This window comes from Acinetobacter sp. SH024 (assembly GCF_000163635.1).
GTDB lineage: Bacteria > Pseudomonadota > Gammaproteobacteria > Pseudomonadales > Moraxellaceae > Acinetobacter > Acinetobacter pittii.
Window position 1 is genome coordinate 56,708 of record NZ_GG753602.1, and the last position, 26,179, is coordinate 82,886.

The window sequence follows — 26,179 nt, forward strand, 5'->3', positions numbered from 1 at the left end:
ACTTTAAGGTTTGTCGATTAAACTGAATAAGAAGTGAAATTTAACCTTATTTGGTAATTATTCTCATTTATATGTATACTATTAAAAAAGGTTTAGGATCGGATGCGGTGCGTTTATCAGCTTTAAAAGTGAAGCAAGCGGCGACCATCACCAAAGTGAATCGGATAGAAGTAGAGTCCGAGCAGCAAGATTTGGTCGCAATTCGTTTGGAAAGTCTGGGCTTTGTACCGGGCACACGAGTGGAAGTGATTACCAAAGGTGTTTTTGGTGGTGATCCGATCTTGATCCAAATAGGCTTTACTCGTTTCGCTTTACGTAAAGCAGAAGCGGAAAAAATTGAAATTCAAGTAGAAGAAGGAGTACCCGCATGAGTGATGCGTTACGTATTGCCCTTGTGGGAAACCCTAACTGTGGTAAAACCTCTCTTTTTAACCATTTAACCGGAACTCGACAAAAAGTTGCAAACTATGCAGGCGTAACGGTCGAGCGTAAGGTTGGTCATTTTCAGTTGCCTTCAGGTCGAGCTGTGCGTGTACTTGATTTGCCGGGTACATATAGCCTTAATGCAACCAGTCCTGATGAAGTAATTACCCGTGATGTTTGCTTGGGTAAAATTGCAGAAGAAGGGCAGCAAGATGCCTTTTTATGTGTGGTTGATGCCACTAACTTAAAATTGCATTTAGGGCTAGTGCTCGAAATGATCGAGTTAGGTCGTCCGATTTTACTTGTACTGAATATGATGGATGAAGCGCGTCGTCGTGGCATCCAAATTAATACTCAAAAGTTGTCTCAACGTTTGGGCGTACCCGTTGTTGAAACAGTGGCTGTTCGTAATGCGGGTATTGAAAATCTATTACATGCCCTTGATCAAGAAAAATACAGTGTGCCACAAACTGAACTGAGTGGTTTAACTGGAACTCATCATCAAAAAATCGATATGATTTTTAAAGATGTGGTTCATTATGTTGATCAGGGAGATAAGCGTACTGATTTTCTAGATCGAATTTTCTTACATCCGGTTTTAGGCCTACTTAGCCTTGCCATCATGATGTTTATTGTGTTCCAAGCAGTGTTTGCATGGGCAGCTCCATTCATGGATGGTATTGAAGGCTTCTTCGGCTGGCTTGGTGAGGTAGTGGGAACTGTGATTACCCAACCACTACTGCATAGTTTGGTTGTTGACGGAATTATTGCAGGCGCGGGTGGCGTAGTTGTGTTCTTGCCACAAATTTTGATCTTGTTCTTCTTTATTTTAGTACTCGAAGAATCAGGCTATTTACCGCGTGCAGCATTCTTGCTTGATAAATTAATGTTCCAAGCTGGTTTAAGTGGCCGTGCCTTTATTCCTTTACTTTCGAGCTTTGCTTGTGCAGTACCGGGAATTATGGCAACGCGTAGTATTAGTGACCCTCGTGATCGTTTTACGACCATTATGGTTGCGCCTTTAATGACTTGTTCGGCACGTTTACCTGTCTATGCCTTGCTGATTGCTGCCTTCATTCCAGAGAAAATGGTCTGGGGTATTTTCAATCTACAAGGTTTGGTGCTTTTCGGTCTGTATATGGCTGGTATTGTGAGTGCGCTTTGTGTTTCATTTTTAATGAAATTCTTTCAAAAAGATAAGTCTCAACATGCTTTACTGCTAGAGCTACCAAGTTATCGTTTCCCTGATTTAAAAAGTGTGGGAATCGGTTTATTGGATCGTGCAAAGATCTTCTTGAAACGCGTCGGTGGAATCATTTTTGCGCTCTCTATTTTGCTTTGGTTCTTGTGTACTTTTCCGCAGCCACCAGAAGGGGCGACATTACCTGCCATAGATTATAGTTTTGCAGGTATGCTTGGGCATCTTATACAACCTTTATTTGCTCCAATTGGTTTTAACTGGCAAATCTGTATTGCTTTAATTCCAGCTATGGCAGCTCGTGAAGTGGTAGTTGCGGCATTAGGTACAGTTTATGCCCTGTCTGCAACAGATGATGATGCTGTGGCACAAGGTTTGTCACATCTGATTAGTGCAGATGGAACAGGTTGGTCTTTGGCAACAGGTTTATCGCTTTTAGTGTGGTTCATTTATGCTCCACATTGTTTGGCAACATTGGCAACGGTACGCCGTGAAACAGGTTCATGGAAACATGTTGCAGCTATGACTGCATATCTGTTTGGTTTAGCTTATTTTGCATCGTTTGTTACCTATCAAATTGCTTCCCACTATTGGGGCTAAGGCAATAAAGGAGGTTGTATATGGTTCAATATCTGATTATTGCGGTTTTAGTGATTTGGAGTGCTGTAGTTGTTTTTAAGAAAGTATTTCCGAAAACAGCAAATTTAGTCTTTTCTTCACTCTCTGCATTTTGCGAAAAGCAGGGTTGGGCAACTTTGGCAAAGTGGCTTAAACCGAAAATGACCTTTGGTTGTGCTGGCGGTTGTGGTTGTTCAAGCGAAGATAAACCTACGAATACAGTTCAAGAAATTAAGCCGATTAAATGGCAGTAGATTCAGTATTTCTTGTTTCGTTTAAAAAGCCATCATATTGATGGCTTTTTTACGCACTGACACAAAAAAAGATGAATAAAGTTCAAACTGAAAAAGCATTCAAAACAGCAAAGTGCTAACATTTTTGCCATTCTGTCGATTGATAAATTGTGGGGCAAAAATGTTAATACAACGTGGTGGGTTAAAAGTTGTAGCAGGCTTGGGAATATCAGGCGTTTCTGCTGTAAATTTCTTGCATGAACAAGGCTACCAAGTTGCAGTAACAGACTCTCGTCCCACGCCACCAGGGTATGATCAGATTCCGGCAGGAGTAAAGACAAGTTTCGGTCAACTTGATCAAGAATTATTATTACAAGCAGAAGAAATTATTTTAAGTCCAGGCCTTGCACCTCAATTACCGGAAATTCAGGCAGCTATTGCTAAGGGTATTTCTGTGGTAGGGGATATTCAATTATTACGCCGTGCAACCGATGTGCCTATTGTGGCTATTACTGGCTCTAATGCGAAAAGTACAGTAACGACTTTAATTGGCTTAATGGCTAAAGATGCGGGTAAGAAAGTTGCTGTAGGTGGCAATCTTGGACGCCCAGCTCTAGATTTATTAAAAGATCAACCTGAGTTAATTGTACTTGAGCTATCAAGTTTTCAGCTAGAAACCACGTCTCACTTAAATGCTGAAGTTGCTGTGGTTCTCAATATGAGTGAAGACCACTTAGATCGTCACGGCAATATGTTGGGTTACCATCAAGCAAAACACCGTATTTTCCAAGGCGTTAAAAAAGTAGTATTTAACCGTGATGATGCTTTAAGTCGTCCTCTTGTTCCAGATACCACGCCAATGCAAAGCTTTGGTTTAAATGCACCAGATTTAAATCAATATGGTGTTTTAAGAGATGGTGATGGCATGCTTTGGCTTGCGCGTGGTTTACAGCGTTTAATTAAAAGCTCAGATTTATATATTCAAGGCATGCATAATGTAGCAAATGCTTTAGCTTGTCTCGCATTAGGTGAGGCAATAGGCCTGCCTATGGAATCTATGCTTGAAACCTTAAAACAATTTAAAGGCTTAGAGCATCGCTGTGAATATGTAAAGACTGTGCATGATGTACGTTATTACAATGACTCTAAAGGCACTAACGTTGGCGCTACGCTTGCAGCGATTGATGGTTTAGGCGCTGCCATTGAAGTGAAAAAAGGTAAGGTTGCCTTGATTTTAGGTGGGCAAGGTAAAGGTCAGGATTTTGGCCCATTACGTTCTTCTATCGAAAAATATGCCAAAGTTGTGGTATTGATTGGTGAGGATGCTCCGGTTATTGAACAAGCAATTCAAGGTGCAACCAAAATTTTACATGCAGCAACGCTTAAAGAAGCTGTAGAGCTGTCTCAACGTGAAACTCAGGCCGAAGATGTGGTGTTGTTATCACCAGCATGTGCAAGTTTTGATATGTTTAAAAGTTATAATGACCGTGGTCAGCAGTTTGTTGCCTGCGTCAATTCGTTGGTTTAAAGAAAACATGATTAGGAATGTAGTATGGCAGGCTTAGCTCAGACCACAATCCAGAAAATCAATCATTGGTATGAACGGATATTGCCTAAATGGCCAGCGGAAGTGACGCCACGTAATGTCCTGATTTTCTGTGTCGTTGCATTATTGTGTATCGGTTCCGTGATGGTTGCATCTGCTTCGATGCCCTATGCTGAATATATGCATGAAAACCCGTTTCACTATGTGATTCGTCATGGTATTTCGATTGTCGCTGCGGGTGTGGTGGCTTATTTGACCTATCGAATATCACTAAATACGTGGTTTAAAAATACCTTCCCGCTGTGGTTATTAACTATGGTTCTGTTGCTTGCTGCTTTGGTGGTGGGTTCGGAAGTCAACGGTTCTACACGTTGGATTAAGATCGGTGGTTTTACCTTGCAGCCAACCGAGGTTGCCAAAGTCATGATGGCAATCTTTACCGCAGACTACGTTGTACGCCGTGCCAAAGAAGTTCGTACTCATTGGAAAGGCTTATTGCGTTTAAGTGGGGTTATGGCAATCACGGTTGGTTTAATTATTGCTGAGCCTGACTTGGGAGCAACTGTCGTTATTGTCATGATGATGGTTGGGGTGTTCTTTTTAGCGGGTGCGCCGCCAACTCAGTTCTTAATCATGCTTGGCGCGATTGTCACGGGTATCGTGTTTTTGATCTTATTTGAACCATACCGTTTCCAGCGTTTGATCTCGTTTACTGACCCATGGGCAGATCCATTAGGTGTAGGTTATCAGTTATCAAATGCACTAATGGCTTTTGGTCGTGGTGAATGGTTTGGTACAGGCTTAGGTCACAGTGTACAAAAACTATCTTATTTACCTGAAGCGCATACTGACTTTATGTTGGCAGTGCTAGGTGAAGAATTTGGTTTCGTGGGTATTTCTATTGTTATTGGCTTGTCTTTCTTGATGCTGGCATGTTGTATCAAAATTGGTCACCGTGCTTTGAAACATCATTACCTTCGTGCAGGCTATTTAGCTTACGGTATTAGTATTATTTTCTTGCTCCAGATTTTGGTAAATGCGGGCATGAATATGGGTTTAATGCCGACGAAAGGTTTGACTTTGCCATTCATTAGTTATGGTGGTACGTCTTTAATGATGTGTGCGGCGATGATTAGCTTAATCTTAAAGATTGATGCATCAACACAAGAAGTCAACCCAGAACGAGAAGAGTCAAACTTCTAATTGAGTATTTAGAAGTTTAAAAAGCCTGATTTGATATCGGGCTTTTTTATTATTTATAGATATGTTCCGCTGAGCTCTTGTCCATGAGGAATCAAATCAACATTCCATTGTGCTACAGCCTGTTTGAGCATCAATCTAGGTTGATCTAAATCAACGTTGGGTTGTCCCAAGGCCAGTATTGCTTTTTGAAGTAATTCAGGCGCTTTTGATAAATCGAGTGCTTGGGCTAGATTTTGTTTAGAGAGCTTTTGCCCTTGGCCATTCATTGCAAGGGGAAGGTGCATATAGCTTAGTTGAGGATAACCTAGAAGCTGACCTAACCAAATCTGACGTTCGGTGTTATCTAATAAGTCCGCGCCTCGAACGACATGGGTAATACCTTGTAGATAATCATCCACAACGACCGCAAGTTGATAGTTAATAATTCCATCACGGCGCTTAAGAACAAAATCTCCAAGATCATGTTGTAGATTGGAGCAATGACGTCCTTGTAATCGGTCATCAAAACAGATCTGCTGATCTTGAACTTTTACCCGAATCGCTTGACCTTGAAAATCAAGATTGAGATCGCGGCAAGTACCTGCATAGATTGCATTTGAACCAAGCATTTTGCGCGTACATTGACATGCATAGATAAGACCTTCTCTTTTGAGTTGGTCTAATACGCTTTCATAAATGTCTAAACGATTTTTTTGAAAGATGATCTCTGTATCGGGTTCGAACTGGAAGGCTTCAAGTGATGTGAGAATATGCTCTTCACTGCCGGGATAAATACGAGGAATATCTGTATCTTCGACACGAACTAGCCATTTGCCTTGATGGGCTTTTGCATCGCAATAGCTGGCAACAGCAGTAATGAGTGATCCAAAATGCAAAGGGCCGGTTGGCGATGGCGCAAACCGACCTGAGTATGAAAAGCTAGGCTTTTCTTGAGTAGCTACAGCGGTCATATTAACCGTTATTTTGCTTCTCTTTAATTTCTGCCAAAGTTTTGCAGTCAATACATAACGTTGCAGTTGGACGCGCTTCTAAACGACGTAAGCCGATTTCAATACCACACGTTTCACAGAAACCGTAGTCTTCATTCTTAATAGCTTCCATAGATTGTTCGATTTTACGAATTAACTTACGTTCACGGTCACGTGTACGTAATTCAATTGCAAATTCTTCTTCTTGGGTAGCACGGTCGTTTACATCTGGCAGTGCAGTTGATTCGTCTTGCATCGTATTTAAAGTACGATCAACTTCAGACATTAATTCAGCTTTCCATGCTTGCAGAATTTGTCGGAAATGCTCGAGCTGTCCTTCAGACATGTACTCTTCATTTTTCTTAGGTTGATAAGGTGCAATACCAAATAAACTTGCAGTTGTGCCTATGTCAGAAGTTTTAGGTTTCACTTTACGTGCACGTTTTGCAGAAGCTTTGTCACCTTCCACTACAACTTCTGTATGTTCATCCAAAACTTGGTTGTGGTTGTCATTCGCCATAATAGGGCATTCCTCATCATACACGTATTATCTATACGCAAAAAATATGGTGATATGCAAGTGTTTTTATAGAAAACCATCGATGGGATTTTCCCATCGGGTCGTCATCATATAGATTTTTCCTGCAAGATGATAGTCATTCCGACCCGTAAATATTTTCAAAACGTGTTTACCCCAGTCATAATTATATATAAGCATATAAGAAATAGGGCTAATAGCCTGAAATATCAGTGTTTATATGGCCTTGAAAATTTTCAAGACGGAAGACTTCGGTTTCAAAACTACCATCGTTTTTTAGACGAATGTAACGGTAGCCGGGAGCATTTTGATCTAAAGCAAAATCATTACTAAACGGTTTAAACTGCACACTTGTTGATGGAGTCGAGAAAAATTCGATCCCTTGCCAAGTGTTTATTGAGTCCTGATGAACATGCCCGCAGACTAAAGCTTTTACATTTTTAAATGGAGCCAAGGTAGTAAGCAAGGCATTAGAATTTTGTAACTTGTGATGATCAATCCATTTTGACTTCATGGCAAAAGGATGGTGATGACAAGCCAGCAAAATCGGGTTATCTGCATACTCTTCAAGTAAATTCGTTAAGCTGTCTAGCTGTTCTGCTGATAGATGTCCATCAATATGACCTTTTACCGCACTATTTAATAAAATAACTCGCCAGTTCCCTAAGCAAATAACTACAGGTTCCTGATGATTCTCTTTGTGCAATGGGAAATGATCAATATTGTCATGATTACCTAAGGTCTGAAAAAAGGGCAGCCCCAAGGTTTGCATATATTGAATATAACGGTTGTAGGTAATAGGCGTTGGTGCCTGAGCTAGGTCCCCAGTATGGATAATTGCATCAATTTCAGGATGTTTATTAAGTATCTGTTGAATAATGGCATGAAAGCTTTCTTCAGGATTCATACCCACAAATTCTAAATGCGGATACTCCAATAGGTGGGTATCGGTAATTTGTATAATGACATGGTCTTTTTGTGAAAGTGTTGAGACTTGAAAAGTCACCGTCCTACCTCTTCGGGTTTATTATCGTTTTGCTGTGTTGGGCCAGCCATTGTAATGCCATAATGACAGGAGCATTTCTTAAACGTCCGCTGTCGAGTAGAGTCTGGATTTCACAATAATTAAATAAGTGCAGTTGAATATTTTCCCCCTCATCATCTACGCCAAATACACCCCCTTCAGCGGGTAATGCAGTTTCAGCAACATAGAGATGGAATAACTCTGAGCAAGCACCAGCTGACGGGTAAAAGCTAAATAGATGCTCTAAATCTTGAACTTCGCAACCTGATTCTTCAAGGCTTTCGCGTCGAATGCAACTTTCTGGTGATTCATCACCATCTAACACGCCTGCAATTATTTCCAGCTGCCATGGGGATTGAGAGTCATCTAAAGCCCCAACACGGAACTGTTCAATCAGTGCAAACTGTTGTTTTTGATCGTTGTAGAGTAGTACACCAGCTGCTTCAGGCCGATGAACGAGTTCACGCTGCAATACATGAGTATATTCAGATTGATTAAATAGACGATGTCGAAGGCTGACTTTTTCAACTTGAATAAAACCACGGAATAGAGATTCACGTGATGTTACTTCGACATCTTCAGATGTATAACTTGGACGTTCAACAATACTCATGATTCGGTCAGGACGAAATCTATTTATTTCATCCTAACCGAGAATCAGGGCTAGGCAAGTGTTTTTTTTGAATATTTACACTTTATGATACAGTTTTTGACCTTGTTCCTGATAAACCTCTTTCATCGCTTTGAGGCCTTCTTCAACCTCTGAATCGTTATTGGTGAGGTTGTTGGCATAGTCACGTACATTCTGAGTGATTTTCATTGAACAGAATTTTGGACCACACATTGAGCAGAAGTGTGCAGATTTATGAGCTTCTTTTGGTAAGGTTTCATCGTGCATACTACGTGCTGTATCAGGGTCTAGACTTAGGTTGAACTGATCATCCCAACGGAATTCAAAACGAGCTTTTGATAAGGCATTATCACGTACCTGTGCACCTGGATGTCCTTTCGCAAGATCGGCAGCATGTGCTGCAAGCTTGTAGGTAATAATTCCGTCTTTAACATCTTTTTTGTTTGGTAGACCCAAATGCTCTTTCGGTGTGACATAGCAAAGCATTGCTGTGCCGTACCAACCAATCATGGCTGCACCAATTGCAGAGGTAATGTGGTCATAACCTGGAGCAATATCGGTCGTTAAAGGCCCAAGTGTATAGAATGGTGCTTCTTTACACACTTCTAGCTGAAGGTCCATGTTTTCTTTAATCATGTGCATTGGTACGTGACCAGGGCCTTCAATCATGACTTGAACATCATGTTCCCATGCACGGTGAGTCAGTTCACCTAATGTTTTAAGTTCGCTGAACTGTGCTTCATCATTTGCATCTTGAATACAACCCGGACGTAAACCATCACCTAAGCTAAATGAAACGTCATAAGCTTTCATGATTTCACAGATTTCATCGAAATGTGTGTACAAAAAGTTTTCTTCATGATGCGCTAGACACCACTGCGCCATGATCGAACCACCACGAGATACAATACCTGTTAAACGGTTTGCTGTAAGTGGTACATAGCGAAGTAATACACCTGCGTGAATAGTGAAGTAGTCAACACCTTGTTCAGCTTGTTCAATTAGTGTGTCTTTGAAGATTTCCCAAGTCAGGTCCTCTGCAACACCATCAACTTTTTCAAGTGCTTGATAGATTGGCACGGTGCCGATTGGAACAGGTGAGTTACGGATAATCCATTCACGTGTTTCATGGATATTTTTACCTGTAGACAAGTCCATAATGGTGTCGGCACCCCAACGGGTTGCCCAAGTCATTTTCGCAACCTCTTCGTCAATTGAAGAGCCAAGCGCTGAGTTACCAATATTGGCATTAATTTTAACCAAGAAATTACGACCAATAATCATTGGCTCAAGTTCTGGGTGGTTAATGTTGGCAGGAATGATCGCACGACCTTCAGCAACTTCTTGGCGAACAAATTCAGGTGTAATTTCTTTTAAGTTTTTTGCACCAAAATTCTGACCAGCATGTTGACGCATATCAACACCTTCACGCTGGCGTTGATTTTCACGAATTGCAATATATTCCATTTCAGGTGTGATGATACCTTGCTTGGCATAGTGCATTTGAGTGACATTTTTGCCTGCTTTAGCACGGCGTGGATTTTGAATATGGGCAAAACGAATATCAGCGGTACGAATGTCTTTTAAACGTTCCTGACCAAATTTTGAGGTCAAGCCAGAAAGTACGTCAGTATCGTTACGTTCTTCAATCCAGTTTTGGCGAACTGAAGGTAAACCTTTGTCTAAATCGATTTGAACATTTGGGTCGGTATAAACACCTGAAGTGTCATATACCATAACAGGAGGATTATGTTCACCGCCAAGACCGGTAGGCGTGTCGGTTAAAGAAATTTCCCGCATTGGAACCTGAATGTCAGGGCGAGAGCCTTCAATATAAACTTTTTTAGAAGCGGGTAAGATGCGAGTTAAATCTTTTGCATCTTGTTCATGTTGTGCTGAAATTTCAGCAGAAGAAAGATTCGTTAACTGGTTCATCACATGATCCTTATGAATAACATCAACGAATCAAGCACGACCAAAAACGATGGCGGATTTATCTTTGCTAGATAAATTTAAGGCTGTAAGTTTTCAGATGGCTTGATTCCTACGCAGGTCTTAACCTGATCAGGTTCAACGGTACTTGTGATCAAACTTGTGTTGCGATAACACGGAATTTACACAATCTCAGCGAGCTATTACTCGCGCTCCGTCAAGCGATTTAAAGACTAACATGTTTTAGGTTGGCTGGCATTGTCAATTTGTATCTATACAAACCGCATCCATATGGCAGTCACGATAGACTTCCGTGTTCCATGGCGAATCAAATTTTAAGAGCTGCTCAAGTTGTTCATGAGTCATCTGATAATTTGATTTTTTATCACCATTTTTATCAGTTAAATCTATTTTAAATTGCTTATTGCGCTCATCGATAGGCGTAGCAATAAACTTAAGAAACAGTTGAGCAGGTTTGGCTAAACTCGACTCATTTTGTGTAGAGAGAAACCGAATTTGCTGAAGCGCATCTTTATCAAACCATGTATTCGGTGCATATTCATCTGACACGGGCGTGTTGTCTAAGCCAAAGAAAATAAAATAACGATATTCATTAAATAGTAGTTTTGCATCATCAATAAAGTGGCTCTTTGGATACTTTTGAATAAACTTTTCCCAAAATAATGCGCGTTCAGTGAGCTCTTTCCATGAAATAGCCAACGCACCATCATTATAGAAAATATTTTGATTGTCTTTCGCCATACGAGTTAAAAACTCTTTTTGGTCCGCGGGTAAGGACTTAGAAAAAACGTCAACTAAATAGCTTGGCTGACGTCGATAGGTAAACATGCCCTCACCTTGATAGAGAAGTTCAATGTAGGCTTGGCCTTCATGTTGAAGTAAATATTGATCACGCGGGCTAAGTTGGTCGAAGAGTTTTTTCTGGGTTTGGATGACCTTTTTAAGGTCTTGTTTCTGTTCTAAAACGGCATAGCCAAATGCTTCAAAAGCTCTCCCTGTTTTTTCAGTGTAGTCTTGTTTAAGAAAACGTTGATACATCGCAGTTGAAGCATCAATAAGCTTAAGCTGCTCATCATTTTTTAAAGAGGGAACACAGCTTTTAAGCTTTTCATTAATTTGATTTAAATCTTCTATTTTGCTGTTTTGGTTGATTTTCTGCGTAGCAGCCATAATTTGTAAGCAACTGCTGTCTTGTTTTTGAGTAGCCTTTTGTTCAGTTGGTTTTTGCTCTTTAGATACAGCCTGATGTTGCTCTGATGTTTTATTACATCCAGCTAAAAGTAGTGCGCTGCACATACTCATCATTAGAACTTTTTTCATCATTGTTTTTTTATCAAAGTGAATATTGCTCAAATTATAACTCGGAAAAAGATTGCATCATTGTTAGAAATCTTTATTATTAGGTAGGTCGGTCTACTTAAATTAAAGCTATGAATGATAAAACAGCAAGACAGAAAATTCTCGATGCAGCAGCAACCTTGTTTTATAACGATGGCATTACTGCAACAGGAATCAATTCAGTTACGGCTAAAGCCGATGTCGCTAAGATGTCGCTTTATAATAATTTTTCTTCAAAAGGCGATCTTGTTGATGCCTATATTGCTGCACGCCATCAAGAGTGGCTCGATCTCTATCAAAAGCGTTTAGCAAAAACAAACACAGCTAAAGAAGCCATTTTGGCTGTGTTTGATGCCTATCAGGACCATGCAGAATTTGCCTACGAAAAAGGGTTTCGAGGCTGTGGGTTATTGAATGCTGCCGCAGAGTTTCCAGCGAATAGTGCAGGGCGTAGTTCTGTAAGGCAGCATAAAGAAGAAGTGGAAGGTATTGTTGCTGAGCATTTAAAAAAATTAATACCAGACTCACAGCGCGTTAACTATGTGGCCACGCAGCTTTCTTTTCTTTTAGAGGGTTCTATGGCACGAGCAGGTTTAGAAGGAAACAGTCGTCAACTTCTATTAGCAAAACAAATGGCAGAAGATATTTTAAATAGAGAATGCCTACATGATTAGCCTCATTAAAAATAGTAGCTATGGGGGCACAATTGCGATTTTGGTTGCTTCTGTTTTGTGGGGAACAACAGGTACGGCGGCAGCATTTGCACCGACACTTGGCCCACTCGCTATTGGTGCCGTAGCGATGGGCGGTGGAGGACTTTTACAAGCTTTGGTTGCATCACGAGCAATACGCGAAAACCGTCAGTTTATAAGGGAAAATCTTTCAATACTGCTTTTAGGGGTAGCGGCGGTTGGTATTTATCCTTTAGCTTTTTATTCCTCAATGCATTATGCGGGCATTACGATTGGCACCGTTGTTTCAATTGGTACCGCTCCATTAATAGCAGCAATTTTAGAGCGATTTTTTGACCGCAAAGCTTTATCGGCTATCTGGTTTCTAAGTTTTGTGTGCGGTGTGCTTGGTGTAAGTATGTTATCGATGGGGGAAAGTCATGCGATCCAAGAGAGTACAAATCAATGGAATAAATTCTTCGGTATTTTTCTTGGGCTTGTCGCAGCTACAACTTATTCACTTTATTCATGGGCCGCAAAAAGATTAATAGATCGGGGTGTTGCCTCTAAAGCTGCAATGGGCATGATTATGGGTGGTGGGGCAGTTATTTTGCTTCCTACTTTGTTGGTTACAGGTGGAGGGTTATTGCATAGCTCAACCAATTTACTTGTGGCTGGTTATATGATGCTGATTCCTATGTTTTTGGGTTATTTACTTTTCGGTTTTGGATTAAAAACAGTAAATGCCAGCAAAGCGACGACCTTAACTTTATTTGAACCTTTAGTGGCTGCGATTTTTGCCATCGTTTTGGTGGGTGAGCATGTTTCATGGCTGGGTTGGATAGGCATGTTGCTGATTTTTATTTGTATTTTAATCTTGTCAAAAACTAAGAACGCTTAAAAAACTAAAACTTTTAATGGCTTGAGTTTGATTTGAATTTTTCTTAGTCTTAAAGGCAAGTTTTATCGTTGATTTGAACAATGAAAATAAAATTAATGGTCGCTGTTGGCCTTTGGAGTTTTGCATCTTCGAGTTTTGCTCTAGATTTGGTTGAAGCTTATGAGCGCGCAAAACAAAATGACCCAACGTGGCAAGCCAATCAACAACAATATGAAGCAGATCAACTGAACTTAGGCTTAGCAACGGGGGCGTTATTACCTACTGTCACATTGTCTGGAAACATTACCCGTAATCGACAAACTGTAAAACGTTCAAACTTTCCGGGTGTTGATCAAGAAGGCCTGTCAGATGCTTTGGTAAGTAGTACGTCAACGACTCGACAAGCGACTCTCACTGCACGTCAGCCATTATTTCGAATGGATGCTTGGGAAGGTTATAAACAAGTTAAAACTTCGGTTGCACTTAGTGAAATCACTTTAAGGCTGCAAAAACAAGATCATGTTTTAAATGTGGCAGAAGCCTATTTTAATGTGTTGCGTCAGCAGGCTCTGAGTGTTGCATACTTACAAGAAGAAAAGGCTTTGCTTGAGCAGCTTAATATGATGAATGCCAAACTCAAAGAAGGTTTAGTGGCACGTAGTGATGTGAGTGAAGCAAATGCTCAATATCAAAATGCTAGAGCCAATCGTATTTCAACCAATGTTCAATTACTTTTAGCCCAAGAGCAGCTTTCTGAATATATCGGTTCTTATCAAGATAAACTCGCTGTACTGCGAAGTGATTTTAATTTTCAAAAGCCTTATCCAGCAGAGCTTAATGACTGGCTTTCTTTGGCACAGCAAAAAAACTTAAAGATCCAGCAAGCCCGTTTACAGCAAAAATATAGTGAAGACCAGCGCCGTGTCGAAAAGGCAGCACTTTATCCTCAAATAGATGCTGTGGCGAGCTATGGGTATACTAAACAAACACCAGAGACACTCATTTCGACTGACGGAAAATTTGATCAGGTCGGTGTAGAAATGAATTGGAATTTATTTAATGGTGGACGGACCCGAACATCAATTAAAAAAGCCACTGTAGAAGCCAGTAAAGCGCAGGCACAACTTGATGCAGCCATTCGCCGTGCCAATGTCGATGTGAAAAGTGCGTTTATGCAGGTCGACACAGATCAAGCCAAACTTGAAGCAAGAAAGGCTGCAATGGATTCATCTTCTTTGGTTTCTCAAGCTTCAAAAGCGAGTTATAACGAAGGCTTGAAAAGTATGGTTGATGTTTTATTGGCGCAGCGTAATGCTTTTTCTGCAAAACAGGATTATCTTAATGCTCAGTATGACTATTTATTGAATGTGCTTCGTTTAAAAGCTGCGGTAGGCCAGTTAGGCGAAAAAGATCTAGTCGAGCTTAATAGCTGGTTAACTTATCAGTAATTAAATGCTTTTATCTGAAATTTAATTTTGTCATAAAAACTTAATGATTGCTGTGTTTTAATGCTCAATCATTTTATTCCCGCGCCATCATGTTGGAGGCTTCCCTTGAGTCCGAGTAATCCGGTGTTAAGCCATCATATTTCTTCTCAATTTAATGAAGATTTGCAAGATGTAAACACAAAGTTTATGACCATGGGTGGCTTGGTCGAACAGCAGGTTGCAAATGCAACTCATTCTTTACTTGATACCGACGCAAATTTAGCGATTGATGTTCAATTTAAAGATAATGCAGTCAATCAATATGAACGTGATATTGATGAAGGCTTGACGTTGATTTTGGCGCGTCGTCATCCGGCAGCGATTGACTTACGTATGGTGATTGCCATGAGCAAAGCCAATACTGACCTTGAACGCATTGGTGATGAAGCAGCGAAAATTGCCCGTATTGCACAAAATCTGTGTGAAGAAGGTGGATCACCGCGTGGCTACATGGAAACACGTCATATTGGTAACCAAGTTCGTGTCATGATTCATGATGCACTTGACGCTTTTGCACGTTTAGATGCAGATCAAGCTTTACGTGTACTTTTAGCGGATGCTGACATTGACCGTGAATATCAATCAGCAACACGTACATTAATGACCTATATGATTGAAGACCCGCGCCATATTGCTCGTGTGATTAATGTCATGTGGGTTTTACGTTCATTAGAGCGTATTGGCGATCATGCACGTAACATTGCTGAGCAAGTGATTTATATGGCGAAAGGCTTTGATGCTCGTCATACCAAAATTGAAGAAATTGAAGCCAAAGTCCACGAAAAGTAATCTTGAGCTGAAATATTTAAAGGCCTTGTTTAAAACAAGGCTTTTTTGTTTTTAAAAAATAATAGATAAAAAAATGTCCCGAACTTTGGGGGGAAGTTCAGGACAGAAAATCAAGTACATAAACACGACAGGGATCGTGTTCTTCTTGCTATAGAGTGATATTAAGTTCTTCACCTTTTGATGTCATGTAGAGTCCTGTGCGCTCTATGTAAGGCTTTTTATGTTTGTGTAAGTTTCACGTAAAAAAAGGCGGATCTATGTATATAGACCCGCCTTTTTAATGATGAGTAAGCTAAAACAAACCGATTATTCTGGTTTCCAGCCTTCAGCTTTTTCTACGCTTTCATCATTATTGAAAAATTTCTCACGTTGTTCTTCCAGAAACTTTTTAGCTTCTGGTTCAAACACGTTTAAACGCTTTTCATTAATGAGCGTAGTTTGATGCTGTAACCATTCTTGCCATGCTTGTTTAGAAACATTTTCAAAAAAATCTTGGCCTTTAGCACCTGGGAAAGGAGCGAAGTCTAAACCTTCCATTTCCTTTTGATATTTACGGCAAAATACTTGGCGACTCATGTTTTATCCTTAAGCGTATAACTGTTCTAAACGTGTATGGGCACGCGCAATTGCAGCTTCAACCTGTTTTGGAGAAGTTCCACCAATATGATCACGAGCATTTACAGAAGCTTCTAGAGTTAAGGCTTTGTCAAACACATCTGCTGTAATTAAGTCAGAGAATTGCTGTAATTGCTCAAGTGTGAGTTCAGATAAGTCTTTTTCTTCCGCAACACCTAATGCAACAGCTTTACCTACAATTTCATGCGCATCACGGAAAGCAACGCCTTTTTTCACTAAGTAGTCAGCAAGGTCAGTTGCAGTTGAGAATCCACGAAGAGCAGCTTCACGCATGATTTCAATATTTGGAACCAATGCAGGAATCATGTCTGCAAATGCCATGAGTGAACCACGAACCGTATCGATTGCATCAAATAAAGGTTCTTTGTCTTCTTGGTTGTCTTTGTTGTATGCCAATGGTTGACCTTTCATGAGCGTAAGTAAGCTAATTAAGTCACCAAATACACGGCCAGATTTACCACGAATAAGTTCTGGAACATCTGGGTTTTTCTTCTGTGGCATGATTGAAGAACCAGTACAGAAACGGTCAGGAATATTCACAAATTTGAACTGTGCAGAAGTCCAAAGAATCAGTTCTTCTGACATACGTGATAAATGCATCATAATAAGTGCAGCCGCCGCATTAAATTCGATGGCAAAGTCACGATCAGATACAGCATCAAGAGAGTTTTCAGATACAGCTTCAAACCCTAAAAGCTCTGCTGTATATGCGCGGTCAATCGGATAAGTTGTACCAGCAAGAGCGGCAGATCCAAGCGGCATACGGTTAACACGTTTACGGCAGTCTTGAAGACGTTCAGTGTCACGTACCAACATTTCAAACCACGCTAACAAGTGATGACCAAAAGTTACTGGTTGAGCGGTTTGTAGGTGTGTAAAGCCTGGCATAATCGTATTTACATTTTTAGCAGCCAAGCCTAACAAGCCTTTTTGTAAACGTTCTAATAATTTTAAAATATCATCAATTTCGTCGCGTAGGTAAAGACGAATATCAGTTGCAACCTGATCGTTACGGCTACGGCCTGTGTGTAATTTTTTACCTGTAATGCCAATACGTTGGGTCAAACGTGATTCAATGTTCATGTGAACATCTTCAAGATCAATGCGCCACTCAAAGTTTCCAGCCTCAATTTCTGAGCGAATGGTGCTTAAACCTTCAATAATGTCATCGCGTTCTGCTTCTGTGAGTACGCCAACTTTCGCAAGCATGGTAGCATGCGCAATCGAACCAGCGATGTCTTGCTTATAAAAACGTTGGTCAAACTGAACAGAGGCGGTAAATTCGGCTACAAAAGCGTCCGTCGCTTCAGAAAAACGACCACCCCACATACCTGAGGTTTGGTCTGGGGTTACTGAATTAGGGGGATTTGAAGATGTGGTCATGGTGGCTCAGTAAAATAAAAAAGAGTATATCACTTGCCGAAGCTCAACAAACAAAGTTGTTTCCTACAGCATACCGAAATCAAAATTCCTCCTATTTTTTTACGAAAAGTGGGCGTTGGCAACACTTATTCGAATTAATTATCGCAAGTAATGTTTTGGCACTGGTTCTGGCATTGGCTGAAGCGCAGTCTTGGCAAGCCTTAAGCGGGGGAAGGCTTTTTCAATACATCGTTTTTATTAATTGGGTAATATTGTCCTTTTTTGCATTGGTTGAACGCTTTCAAGGTTTTTTTAGCAGCTTACGTCAAGAATTTGCTTTGGTTATTGGTTTTGTCATGCTGCAAAGTATTGTTGTTTTGACCACTTTAATGAGTAATTTTTTTCAGTTTGGTCTTTTACATAAACATGCGTCATTAACGCAGGGCTGGGGTGTTTATTTTACCAATGTACCTTTATATCTAAGCTATGGAATATTACTCGGGGCCTTCTGCTTACGTTATTTATATGTCAGGGAACAATGGTTGCATCAGCAATATGCCGAATTAAATGCACGTATTCAGGCCATGCAAGCACGAATTCACCCTCACTTCTTATTTAATAGTTTAAATAATGTGGTGAGTTTAATTGCGATAGATCCAGATAAAGCAGAAAGCATGCTCATTAGTTTGTCGCGTTTATTTCGAGCGAGTTTCCAAGAATTAAAATTGGTGAGTCTGCATGAAGAAATCGAGCTGAGTAAACAATATTTAATGATTGAGCAGGTCCGTCTAGGTGAGCGTTTAAAAGTTGATTGGAAGATCGAGCTTTCACCTGTGCAATTAAAACAGATCACTATTCCTTTATTGACATTACAACCTTTGTTAGAGAATAGTATTTTTCATGGGGTAGAACCAATGATGGGCAAAGCAACCATAGGGGTATTGGTTGAAATATTGCAAAATCAGGTCAGTATAGTCATTACCAACCCATATACAGACGATACAATAAATTCACGGAAAGGGCATGGAATCGCTCTTGAAAATGTTAAGCAGCGCCTGAAAGCGTATTATGGGAACACCGTTAGATTTCAGGTTTATAAAGGTGAAGCTTTATATACCACTATTATGAGCTATCAATATCAAACAAAATAATAAGTCAGTCAGAGTTAACCATAAAAAAATGGACCAAGTTAACGGTGACAAGGAGGATGAATGAAGGTGCTAATTTGTGATGATGAACCACTTGCAGTGGAGCGTTTATCACGTTTAGTTTCAAAGATGGGACATGAGGTTGTATCAACGGCTCATCATGGACAGGAGGCCTTGGAACAGGCACGGCTTCATCAACCGGATGTAATCTTACTTGATATTCAAATGCCAGGTATGAATGGGCTTGTCTGTGCAGAACAGTTAAGTCAACTCAATCCTCGACCTGCGATTGTGTTTTGTACCGCCTACGATCAGCATGCATTGGAAGCTTTTAAAGCTCAGGCTCAAGCATATCTTCTTAAACCGATTGATCCTGTTGAACTTGAGCAAGCTTTAAGTCAGCTAACCCAACTTACTCAAGCACAGCTCAATGCATTACCAAATTCTGAGCTTTTACAAGATTTAAAGACACAGCGTCATCAAATTGCCGCAAAAACCTATCGTGGTGTTGAACTGATTCCTGTTGAAAATATCTATTACTTTTTAGCAGATCAGAAATATGTCACTGTGAGACATAAAAATGGCAGTGTATTAATAGATGAAACATTAAAAGAGCTTGAAACCGAATTCGCAGATCAGTTTATTCGTATTCATCGAAATGCGTTGGTTTCGGTTGCATATTTAGATGGTTTGGAGCTAGTCAGTTCGGGGCAATATCAGGTTAGATTGCGCGGTCTTGATGAAAGACTTTCAGTGAGCCGTCGGCATTTATCTACGCTTAGAGAGCGAATTCATCAGCTTTAAATTTAAAAGAGTTATCTGGGACTTGCGAGATTTTACTTGCAATTTTAAGGGATCAAGTTAAGTTTAGGGTGTATTGTTTGACCAGCCCATGCTTGAATTTATGAAAACCTTGAAAATTGCTACACGACAAAGCCCACTTGCTCTTTGGCAGGCAGAACATATTCGTGCCCGTTTAGAGGAGCTTCACCCTGATTTAACGGTGGAACTGGTTAAATTTGTCACGCAGGGCGATAAAATTTTAGATACGCCTTTAGCAAAAATTGGGGGCAAAGGGCTGTTTGTTAAAGAATTAGAAGCAGCACTTTTAGATGGGCGTGCAGACTTAGCTGTACATTCAATGAAAGATGTCCCAATGGCTTTGCCAGAGGGTTTAACTTTAGCAGTGATTTGTGAGCGTGAAGATCCGTTAGATGCTTTTGTTTCAAATCAGTTTGAAAAATTCGCTGATTTACCACAAGGTGCAAAAGTCGGTACATCAAGCTTGCGTCGAAAATCTCAGATTTTAAAACAACGTCCTGATTTGCAAATTATTGACTTGCGTGGAAATGTTGGCACACGTTTGGCGAAGCTAGATGAAGGACAATATGATGCAATTATTCTGGCCAGTGCCGGTTTGAAGCGTTTAGGGTTATCGGAACGTATCCGTCATTGTTTAACACCAGATATTAGTTTGCCTGCTGTGGGACAAGGTGCATTGGGTTTAGAGTGCCGTGCAGCCGACCAAGATGTATTGGCTTTAATTCAACCGCTATTACACGCAGAAACAGATGTTTGTGTACGTGCTGAACGTGCATTTAATGCCTATCTTGAAGGCGGTTGTCAGGTCCCAATTGCAGGTTATGCCACACTGCAAAATGGTCAAATCCATATCGAAGGTCGTGTTGGAAGCCCTGATGGCCAAACATTATTACGTGCTGAACTAACAGATGAAGCCAATAATGCTCAGCAATTGGGTGAAAACCTTGCTCGAAACTTACTTGATCAAGGTGCTGGCGAACTATTAAAGGCCCTCTACTAAACCATGCTGTTTATTAATACTCGACCTGATACGCGTGCAGCTGAATTAACAGAAGCTTTGCAAAATGAAGGTTATCAGGTTGAGTCTTTACCTCTTTTAGAGCTCGTTGCTACCCCCTTTTCCGAACACTTACTTCAGCTTTACCAACAATTAGTTAAGGCGCAAGCTATTGTTGTCGTCAGCCCAACTGCTGTTGAATCGGGTATGGAGTATTTAGTAAAAAGCGGTTTAAAAATTAGCGACTTAAAACATATTCAGTGGATTGCGGTAGGGCAAGCAACAGCCAATTGTCTAAACGAATATGGAATAGAAGCGCATATCCCAGATGTTGAAACTTCTGAGGGGATGTTGAACCTACCTATTCTGCACAATATGCAACAGACGGGTAGTGTGGCTTTTTGGCGGGGAGAAGGTGGACGCCAATTTATGATGGAGACCTTGCAACAACAAGGAATTCAGATTTTAAATTTTGTTCTATATCATCGGCAGTGCCCAGAAGCTTCATATTCTACATTCAAACATCTGACACAGAATTCAAATTATAATTTAAATAAATGGCTCGTCTTAATCACCAGTGAAGCGAGCTGGAAATATTGGTTAGAGCTTTGTTCAAAAAATAATGTACAACCTGATGGTGTATATCTGGTTTTAGGACCTCGTCTTTTTCAAATTGTTAAAGAGTATCGCGATCAGCAACAGACTCATTTTCACATTATTCAACTTGAAAATTTATCGCCTTCGGGGATGATTCATCACATTCAGGCATTATAAGGATTCGTATGAGAAAACTTGTTTCTATCATCATTTTACTGGGCGTAGCTTGGTTGGCTAAGCTCAGTTACGATATGTGGCAAATTTCTCGTACTGTTCCCGAGCTTAAACAAAGTCTGCTGCAATCAGAACAGCACTATGCCAATTTAAATGATCAATTGGTTGCTTTACAGCGACAGTTGCAGAATCAACCCGTAAGTACAGGGAATAAAACGAGTTCAGTAGTTCAACCAGATGCTCCACCGACAGGTATTGCACCTACAGTTTTAATTAAACAAAAGTTAGATTTAATTCAATTTGCGATTGATCAGCAGCAGTTGATTTATGCAGTTGATCAATTAAATCAGTTACAGCAATCGCTTGTACACTATGAAATTGCTCCTGCATTGCAGCATAGCTTGAATCAATCGCTCGAGCAGGATAAACAGGCAGTTCAACAGTTCACTTTGGCTCAAAATCAACGTCATCAATTAATCGATGATTTATTACAGAACATTGATAAGAATATTCAACAAGCCTTAGCCCAGCCTAAACTTGAAATGGATCAATCCGAGACTGTGTCTTGGTGGAAAAAGTGGTTCCGTATAGAAAAAGTAGAAACGCCGTCTATTAATTTAATGAGTCGAAGCGTTGTGCTTAAAGAAGTGCAATTAAGATTGTTGATTGCCGAACAGGCACTCAATCAAGGAAAAATGACTGAGTATCAAAATGAGTTGCAATCTGTGATGCAAAAGTTAGATGAAATGCCTGATGCAACCAGTCAGCAGTTAAAAAAACGTATTGCTAAAGTGGCACATTTATCTATCGTGCCTGTTCCTAAACTCTCTACACTTGGGCTAATCGGCTCATAAGGAGGATATATGAAACACCTCCTGTGGGTTTATTTCGTAATCAGCTTAATACTCTTTGCAGCCCTAGCTTTATTTAGTTATGGCTATGGAATGGGGTATGTCTATATTTACTGGCGACAATTGCAGCTGCAAACAAATGTCTGGGGATTAACTCTTACTTTTGTAGTGATGAGTTTTATTGCTCAACTCTTGTGGCTGTGGATTAAACGTTATTCATCTCGTGAACAAAGAAAAAGTGAAAACATCTTCCAGTTTAAAAACCTTCATCCCTATGAACAATTAGGTATTGTTTGGTTATTAGAAGCGGCCGAAGATCAACGTGTATTTATTGAACGTGTTTTTACTCAATCAGGGCTTTTAAAAAATATTATCGATGCCAAGTTTCTGGTTTTAAGTGGGGACTATCCAAAAGCATTGGCTGCTCTCGATCAATCACCACCGATGGCATTTGAATTGGCAGAGTTACAGCGAATTGAAATCTTTTTAGCCGAAAATGAAGCCGATCGTGCATTAACTCATCTCGAATTTTTATATCAACACCAGTTATCACCGTGGTTACAAGAAATAGAAACTGCTTACCAGCAAAGATTAACGGCTTTATGGGGGCAATTAGCGCTGCAACATCCATGGGTATATTTACGTTCTATGAAATACGGTTTGCTAGATGCAGAACACCGTGATTTATGGTTACAGCAGCTTCTTCAGCAATTTGACCAAGCGTCTATCGATGACTTACATGCCTTACAGCAACGTTATTTGGATTTAGAGTCTGAGATTCAAACTCGACCTTATAGCAGTAAGTTATTATGGCTAAAACTATTAGCACGTATGCCAGATATGAGCATGCAGCATGCGGCCTTAACGCTACATTTGTTAAAAGAGCAGTTTGACCCAGAAGTGTTTTATCTATGGTTTCAGCAACAGTTGCTTAAACAAGTTCCAGACTATGCCGATGTTGAAGAAAAAATTATTCAATTTGAAAATCAATATATGAATTTGCCAGTTTTAACCTTTGCAAAATGGCATGTCTATATGGCAACTGGACGTCAAATAGAAGCTGAAACATTATTATCATTATATCCAGATAATATTTTAATGAGCTATTTACGTATTAAGTCTACGCTTAAAGAAGATGAAGTGTTAATCAAACAGTTAAATCTAATCTTTGAAAATGATGCAAATTTTTTAAAGTTTAAAATATGAGGTAAAAATGAAAGAACTGTCTGTCTACCCAGTAATATATGAACAGAAAGTAGCGTGGGGAGATATGGACGCTTTTGGTCATGTCAATAATGTACAATATTATCGATATATTGAAAGCTCACGTATTTTATATATGGAAGCAATCAATATATTAACCCCACATTTATATACCGTTGTTGCTTCAAGTCAGTGTAAATATTTAAAGCCTGTTTTTTATCCTGACGTATTGAAAGTTGGTGTTCGCGTGGAGGAGCTCCGTAATAGCGCATTCCGTATGGCTTATATATTGTGGAGTGAAACCCAACAACAAATAGTCGCTACTGGTGAAGCTGTTATGGTATGCGTAGATAAATTAACAGAACGAAAATGTGAAATACCACAGGAAATAAAACAAAAAATTATTGAGCTAGAAAAATCAGTTGGGCATGACTTAATACATTTATCTTAAATAAATATTAATAAAATATATTTCATTTATAATTGGTAATGTAATTAAAAGGTAATTTTTTTGATTATTCTGATGAACACGGCTTTCAAACTATTGCTTATTGAATAGATTATAAATAATATTGGTCTTGATTTTATGTTTTTAAATTTTGTCTGTATTATTTTGAATTGTCTGTAAGACTGGAGTATTTATTAATGAAACCGGATATCAGTGAATTATCTGTTGAAGAGTTAAAACGCTTACAAGAAGAAGCAGAAGCTTTAATTGCAAGTAAAAAAGATCAAGCAATCGAAGATGCTTATAATCAAATTATCGAGATTGCTGAAAATGTAGGTTTCAGTGTTGAACAACTTCTTGAGTTTGGTACTCAAAAACGTAAGAAAACAACTCGTAAATCTGTTGAGCCTCGTTACCGCAACAAAAACAATGCTGAAGAGACTTGGACTGGTCGCGGTAAACAACCACGCTGGTTAGTTGCTGAAATTGAAAAAGGCGCAAAACTTGAAGATTTCTTAATCTAATCAAATTGCCATTTTTAAAAGCCAAGCAAATTTGCTTGGCTTTTTTATTGATAAAAATATCTCAAAATTTTGGTATAAATATTATTTAAAAAACTGAGTGTTTAAATTGCTCTTTAAATGAATTGTTGAGATCAAATGTGCATTTACTTCATTGAGCGTCAAGTTTTCATGATTTTGTCATACGTTCAACTTATAGTCTTAATACCGAAGCCAAGCCCGATTGCTTGGTTTTTTTATATGAAGTGAATTGGCGATGTTGAAAAAGTATGCATAATGTCAGACTAGGGAGCTACTCTCAAAATAAGGATGATAATTTGCATGTTGGTAAGGCTGAATGAAGAAAAAGTCTAAGCAATGGAAGTGGTGGTTTTTTGCCCTCATTGCATTTTTAATTTTTATTATTTTACAGATCCCGGCGACGTGGCTTATTTCTAAATTTTCAAAGAATAATCAAACTCTACACAATGTAAGTGGAAATATCTGGCAAGGCCAAGCAGATTGGCGGCGTGGTACTTTGAGAGGCTCGATTCATTGGAAAACTAGACCTCTAGACCTGTTTTTATTAAGGTTCGCTGCTGATGTAGATATCCATAGTGGGAATACCCAATTAGCTGGGGTAATGGGCTATGGTGTGGGGAAAAAAGTAATTGTAAAGGCTATGAATGGTCAGGTTGCACCTGAAACATTAAAACAAATTGTGAATTGGCAATGGCCTGCGAACAGCATCCAGCTGAAAGATATTGAGTTTAATTATAAGAAAGAGCAGGGGTTCGCAGCAGTTGATGGTCAATTACATTGGGGTGGTGGTGCTTTAATTTATAATATCGGTGATCGTCAAGACCGTATGAATATGCCTTCTTTAAATGGGCAATTAACGGATCAAAATGGACAATTACAAGTTGATATACGTGATCAACGCAGTCAAAAAATGGCCAATCTTTTATTAGATGCCAACATGATGCTTGATGTACAGCTTACCCAAAGGTTATTACTTAATATTCCATCTTATGATGGAAAAGCTGGTTTAGATACGTTTGTCATTAGTTCTCGTCAACCCTTAATACAAGGGGGTAACTAATGAAAGTATGGATTGAAAAATTACAGCAATTACAGTGGCAAAAATTAGATCGGTTAAGTGTAGTTGTATTTGCCTTTTTGGTTTTATGGTTGTGTTGGAAATTAGCTTCATTATTTTGGTGGGTAATTGCCCCTCCTCAAATGATGCAGTTTGATCGAGTCGAGTTAGGATCACAGCAGCCGCAAATTCCTAACATTAGTACTTTTTCGCTTTTTAATGAACCTTCAGCCAATGCGGCTCAGGAAAATGTCAACCTAGAATTACAAGGCGTAATGCTGGGCTATCCGAACCGTTTTTCTTCGGCTGTTATTAAGCTAGATAATATTGCTGACCGATATCGTGTAGGAGAAACAATAGGTTCTACCTCTTATCAGTTAGCAGAAGTTTATTGGGATCACGTGATATTGCGTCAAGGTAATGGAAGTACTCGTGAACTCCAATTTAAAGGTTTGCCAAACGGTTTATATCAACCTATGACGCCAGATGCTTCACAGCCAACTGCTACTGCGCCTCAGTCATCGGCACCTGTTAATACGACTCAAGAGGCGTTAGGACAGGCTATTCAGCAAATGCAAGGCAACCGTGAACAATATCTGCGTGACATGGGCGTTAGTGGGAACTCTGGTGAAGGTTTTGAAGTTACAGAACGTACACCCACTGCGCTTCGAAATAAGTTAGGTTTAAGGCCGGGTGATCGGATTGTTTCTTTAAACGGTCAAACGGTTGGGCAGGGACAAACGGATGTGCAGTTGCTTGAACAGGCTCGTCGAGCTGGGCAAGTGAAAATAGAAATAAAACGTGGTGATCAAGTGATGACCATACAACAAAATTTTTAGTGA

Annotated in this window: 27 protein-coding genes and 1 riboswitch; of the genes, 19 read left to right on the forward strand and 8 right to left on the reverse strand. The window is 39.7% G+C overall.

Going from position 1 to position 26,179, the window contains the following annotated elements; genetic code table 11:
- The first annotated feature begins 107 nt into the window (after positions 1–107).
- The 5 genes from HMPREF0013_RS16835 (at position 108) to ftsW (ending at position 5,221) form a co-directional block, all read left to right on the forward strand.
- Entirely contained in the window at positions 108–371 is a 264-nt protein-coding gene (locus HMPREF0013_RS16835; RefSeq protein WP_001991212.1) for a FeoA family protein, read from the forward strand.
- Complete coding sequence (gene feoB, locus HMPREF0013_RS16840) at positions 368–2,221, forward strand: ferrous iron transporter B (protein WP_005804071.1); 1,854 nt, start codon at positions 368–370, stop codon at positions 2,219–2,221. The genes HMPREF0013_RS16835 and feoB overlap by 4 nt, the downstream gene beginning before the upstream one ends.
- 20 nt (positions 2,222–2,241) lie before the next feature.
- Positions 2,242–2,493: a DUF6587 family protein gene (locus HMPREF0013_RS16845; RefSeq protein WP_005804073.1), complete on the forward strand. Its 252-nt coding sequence runs from the start codon at positions 2,242–2,244 to the stop codon at positions 2,491–2,493.
- A gap of 160 nt (positions 2,494–2,653) precedes the next feature.
- Entirely contained in the window at positions 2,654–4,000 is a 1,347-nt protein-coding gene (murD, locus tag HMPREF0013_RS16850) for a UDP-N-acetylmuramoyl-L-alanine--D-glutamate ligase (RefSeq protein ID WP_005804075.1), read from the forward strand.
- A gap of 24 nt (positions 4,001–4,024) precedes the next feature.
- Entirely contained in the window at positions 4,025–5,221 is a 1,197-nt protein-coding gene (gene ftsW, locus HMPREF0013_RS16855) for a putative lipid II flippase FtsW (RefSeq protein WP_005079447.1), read from the forward strand.
- 53 nt (positions 5,222–5,274) lie between these two features.
- Here ftsW and gluQRS read toward each other — a convergent pair whose 3' ends face one another.
- The 6 genes from gluQRS to HMPREF0013_RS16885 all read right to left on the reverse strand — a co-directional run bounded on the left by gluQRS (position 5,275) and on the right by HMPREF0013_RS16885 (position 11,658).
- The gene (gene gluQRS / locus HMPREF0013_RS16860; RefSeq protein WP_005804078.1) at positions 5,275–6,171 is read right to left on the reverse strand and encodes a tRNA glutamyl-Q(34) synthetase GluQRS; all 897 of its coding nucleotides are present in this window, start codon (positions 6,169–6,171) and stop codon (positions 5,275–5,277) included.
- A 1-nt stretch (position 6,172) separates the two neighbouring features.
- The gene (gene dksA / locus HMPREF0013_RS16865) at positions 6,173–6,709 is read right to left on the reverse strand and encodes an RNA polymerase-binding protein DksA (RefSeq protein ID WP_002121205.1); all 537 of its coding nucleotides are present in this window, start codon (positions 6,707–6,709) and stop codon (positions 6,173–6,175) included.
- Between the two features lie 211 nt (positions 6,710–6,920).
- Entirely contained in the window at positions 6,921–7,733 is an 813-nt protein-coding gene (cpdA, locus tag HMPREF0013_RS16870) for a 3',5'-cyclic-AMP phosphodiesterase (protein WP_005804080.1), read from the reverse strand.
- A gap of 4 nt (positions 7,734–7,737) precedes the next feature.
- Positions 7,738–8,364, reverse strand: coding sequence for an NUDIX domain-containing protein (locus HMPREF0013_RS16875; RefSeq protein WP_005804081.1), 627 nt, complete (start codon positions 8,362–8,364; stop codon positions 7,738–7,740).
- Positions 8,365–8,439: 75 nt separating this feature from the next.
- Positions 8,440–10,317 carry a phosphomethylpyrimidine synthase ThiC gene (gene thiC, locus HMPREF0013_RS16880; protein WP_002121180.1) on the reverse strand — a complete coding sequence of 626 codons (1,878 nt, stop codon included), beginning with the start codon at positions 10,315–10,317 and terminating at the stop codon, positions 8,440–8,442.
- Between the two features lie 89 nt (positions 10,318–10,406).
- Positions 10,407–10,541: riboswitch (TPP riboswitch) on the reverse strand.
- 34 nt (positions 10,542–10,575) lie between these two features.
- Positions 10,576–11,658, reverse strand: coding sequence for a hypothetical protein (locus HMPREF0013_RS16885; protein WP_199944197.1), 1,083 nt, complete (start codon positions 11,656–11,658; stop codon positions 10,576–10,578).
- A 107-nt stretch (positions 11,659–11,765) separates the two neighbouring features.
- On the opposite strand from HMPREF0013_RS16885, the gene HMPREF0013_RS16890 reads away from it, so the two are divergent.
- The 4 genes from HMPREF0013_RS16890 to phoU all read left to right on the forward strand — a co-directional run bounded on the left by HMPREF0013_RS16890 (position 11,766) and on the right by phoU (position 15,500).
- The gene (locus tag HMPREF0013_RS16890; protein WP_005804086.1) at positions 11,766–12,347 is read left to right on the forward strand and encodes a TetR/AcrR family transcriptional regulator; all 582 of its coding nucleotides are present in this window, start codon (positions 11,766–11,768) and stop codon (positions 12,345–12,347) included.
- On the forward strand, positions 12,340–13,245 hold the full coding sequence (locus HMPREF0013_RS16895) for a DMT family transporter (protein WP_005804088.1): 906 nt from the start codon (positions 12,340–12,342) through the stop codon (positions 13,243–13,245). Before HMPREF0013_RS16890 ends, HMPREF0013_RS16895 begins: the two co-directional genes overlap by 8 nt.
- A 95-nt stretch (positions 13,246–13,340) precedes the next feature.
- On the forward strand, positions 13,341–14,672 hold the full coding sequence (locus HMPREF0013_RS16900; protein WP_025464141.1) for a TolC family outer membrane protein: 1,332 nt from the start codon (positions 13,341–13,343) through the stop codon (positions 14,670–14,672).
- Positions 14,673–14,777: 105 nt separating this feature from the next.
- Entirely contained in the window at positions 14,778–15,500 is a 723-nt protein-coding gene (phoU, locus tag HMPREF0013_RS16905; RefSeq protein ID WP_005804092.1) for a phosphate signaling complex protein PhoU, read from the forward strand.
- Between the two features lie 306 nt (positions 15,501–15,806).
- Here phoU and HMPREF0013_RS16910 read toward each other — a convergent pair whose 3' ends face one another.
- The gene (locus tag HMPREF0013_RS16910; RefSeq protein ID WP_000089995.1) at positions 15,807–16,076 is read right to left on the reverse strand and encodes an oxidative damage protection protein; all 270 of its coding nucleotides are present in this window, start codon (positions 16,074–16,076) and stop codon (positions 15,807–15,809) included.
- 9 nt (positions 16,077–16,085) lie between these two features.
- Positions 16,086–17,519: an argininosuccinate lyase gene (argH, locus tag HMPREF0013_RS16915; protein WP_002121138.1), complete on the reverse strand. Its 1,434-nt coding sequence runs from the start codon at positions 17,517–17,519 to the stop codon at positions 16,086–16,088.
- Between argH and HMPREF0013_RS16920 the strand changes: the two genes are divergently transcribed.
- The 10 genes from HMPREF0013_RS16920 (at position 17,510) to HMPREF0013_RS16965 (ending at position 26,176) form a co-directional block, all read left to right on the forward strand.
- Positions 17,510–18,649, forward strand: a complete 1,140-nt coding sequence (locus HMPREF0013_RS16920) for a sensor histidine kinase (protein ID WP_005804094.1) — start codon at positions 17,510–17,512, stop codon at positions 18,647–18,649. The genes argH and HMPREF0013_RS16920 overlap by 10 nt on opposite strands.
- Before the next feature lie 60 nt (positions 18,650–18,709).
- A complete protein-coding gene (locus HMPREF0013_RS16925; protein ID WP_005804096.1) occupies positions 18,710–19,450 on the forward strand; it encodes a LytR/AlgR family response regulator transcription factor in 741 nt (246 codons plus the stop codon).
- Positions 19,451–19,550: 100 nt separating this feature from the next.
- Positions 19,551–20,468, forward strand: a complete 918-nt coding sequence (gene hemC / locus HMPREF0013_RS16930) for a hydroxymethylbilane synthase (protein WP_057082133.1) — start codon at positions 19,551–19,553, stop codon at positions 20,466–20,468.
- Between the two features lie 3 nt (positions 20,469–20,471).
- On the forward strand, positions 20,472–21,239 hold the full coding sequence (locus tag HMPREF0013_RS16935) for a uroporphyrinogen-III synthase (protein WP_002121177.1): 768 nt from the start codon (positions 20,472–20,474) through the stop codon (positions 21,237–21,239).
- Positions 21,240–21,247: 8 nt separating this feature from the next.
- Positions 21,248–22,090, forward strand: coding sequence for a hypothetical protein (locus tag HMPREF0013_RS16940; RefSeq protein ID WP_002121187.1), 843 nt, complete (start codon positions 21,248–21,250; stop codon positions 22,088–22,090).
- A gap of 9 nt (positions 22,091–22,099) precedes the next feature.
- Positions 22,100–23,293: a membrane protein gene (locus HMPREF0013_RS16945; protein WP_005804098.1), complete on the forward strand. Its 1,194-nt coding sequence runs from the start codon at positions 22,100–22,102 to the stop codon at positions 23,291–23,293.
- Between the two features lie 7 nt (positions 23,294–23,300).
- Positions 23,301–23,741, forward strand: a complete 441-nt coding sequence (locus tag HMPREF0013_RS16950) for an acyl-CoA thioesterase (protein WP_002121251.1) — start codon at positions 23,301–23,303, stop codon at positions 23,739–23,741.
- A gap of 194 nt (positions 23,742–23,935) precedes the next feature.
- The gene (locus tag HMPREF0013_RS16955) at positions 23,936–24,262 is read left to right on the forward strand and encodes an H-NS family nucleoid-associated regulatory protein (protein WP_002121134.1); all 327 of its coding nucleotides are present in this window, start codon (positions 23,936–23,938) and stop codon (positions 24,260–24,262) included.
- A gap of 334 nt (positions 24,263–24,596) precedes the next feature.
- Entirely contained in the window at positions 24,597–25,340 is a 744-nt protein-coding gene (gene gspN, locus HMPREF0013_RS16960) for a type II secretion system protein N (protein WP_002121195.1), read from the forward strand.
- The gene (locus tag HMPREF0013_RS16965) at positions 25,340–26,176 is read left to right on the forward strand and encodes a type II secretion system protein N (RefSeq protein ID WP_005079413.1); all 837 of its coding nucleotides are present in this window, start codon (positions 25,340–25,342) and stop codon (positions 26,174–26,176) included. Before gspN ends, HMPREF0013_RS16965 begins: the two co-directional genes overlap by 1 nt.
- Positions 26,177–26,179 lie beyond the last annotated feature (3 nt).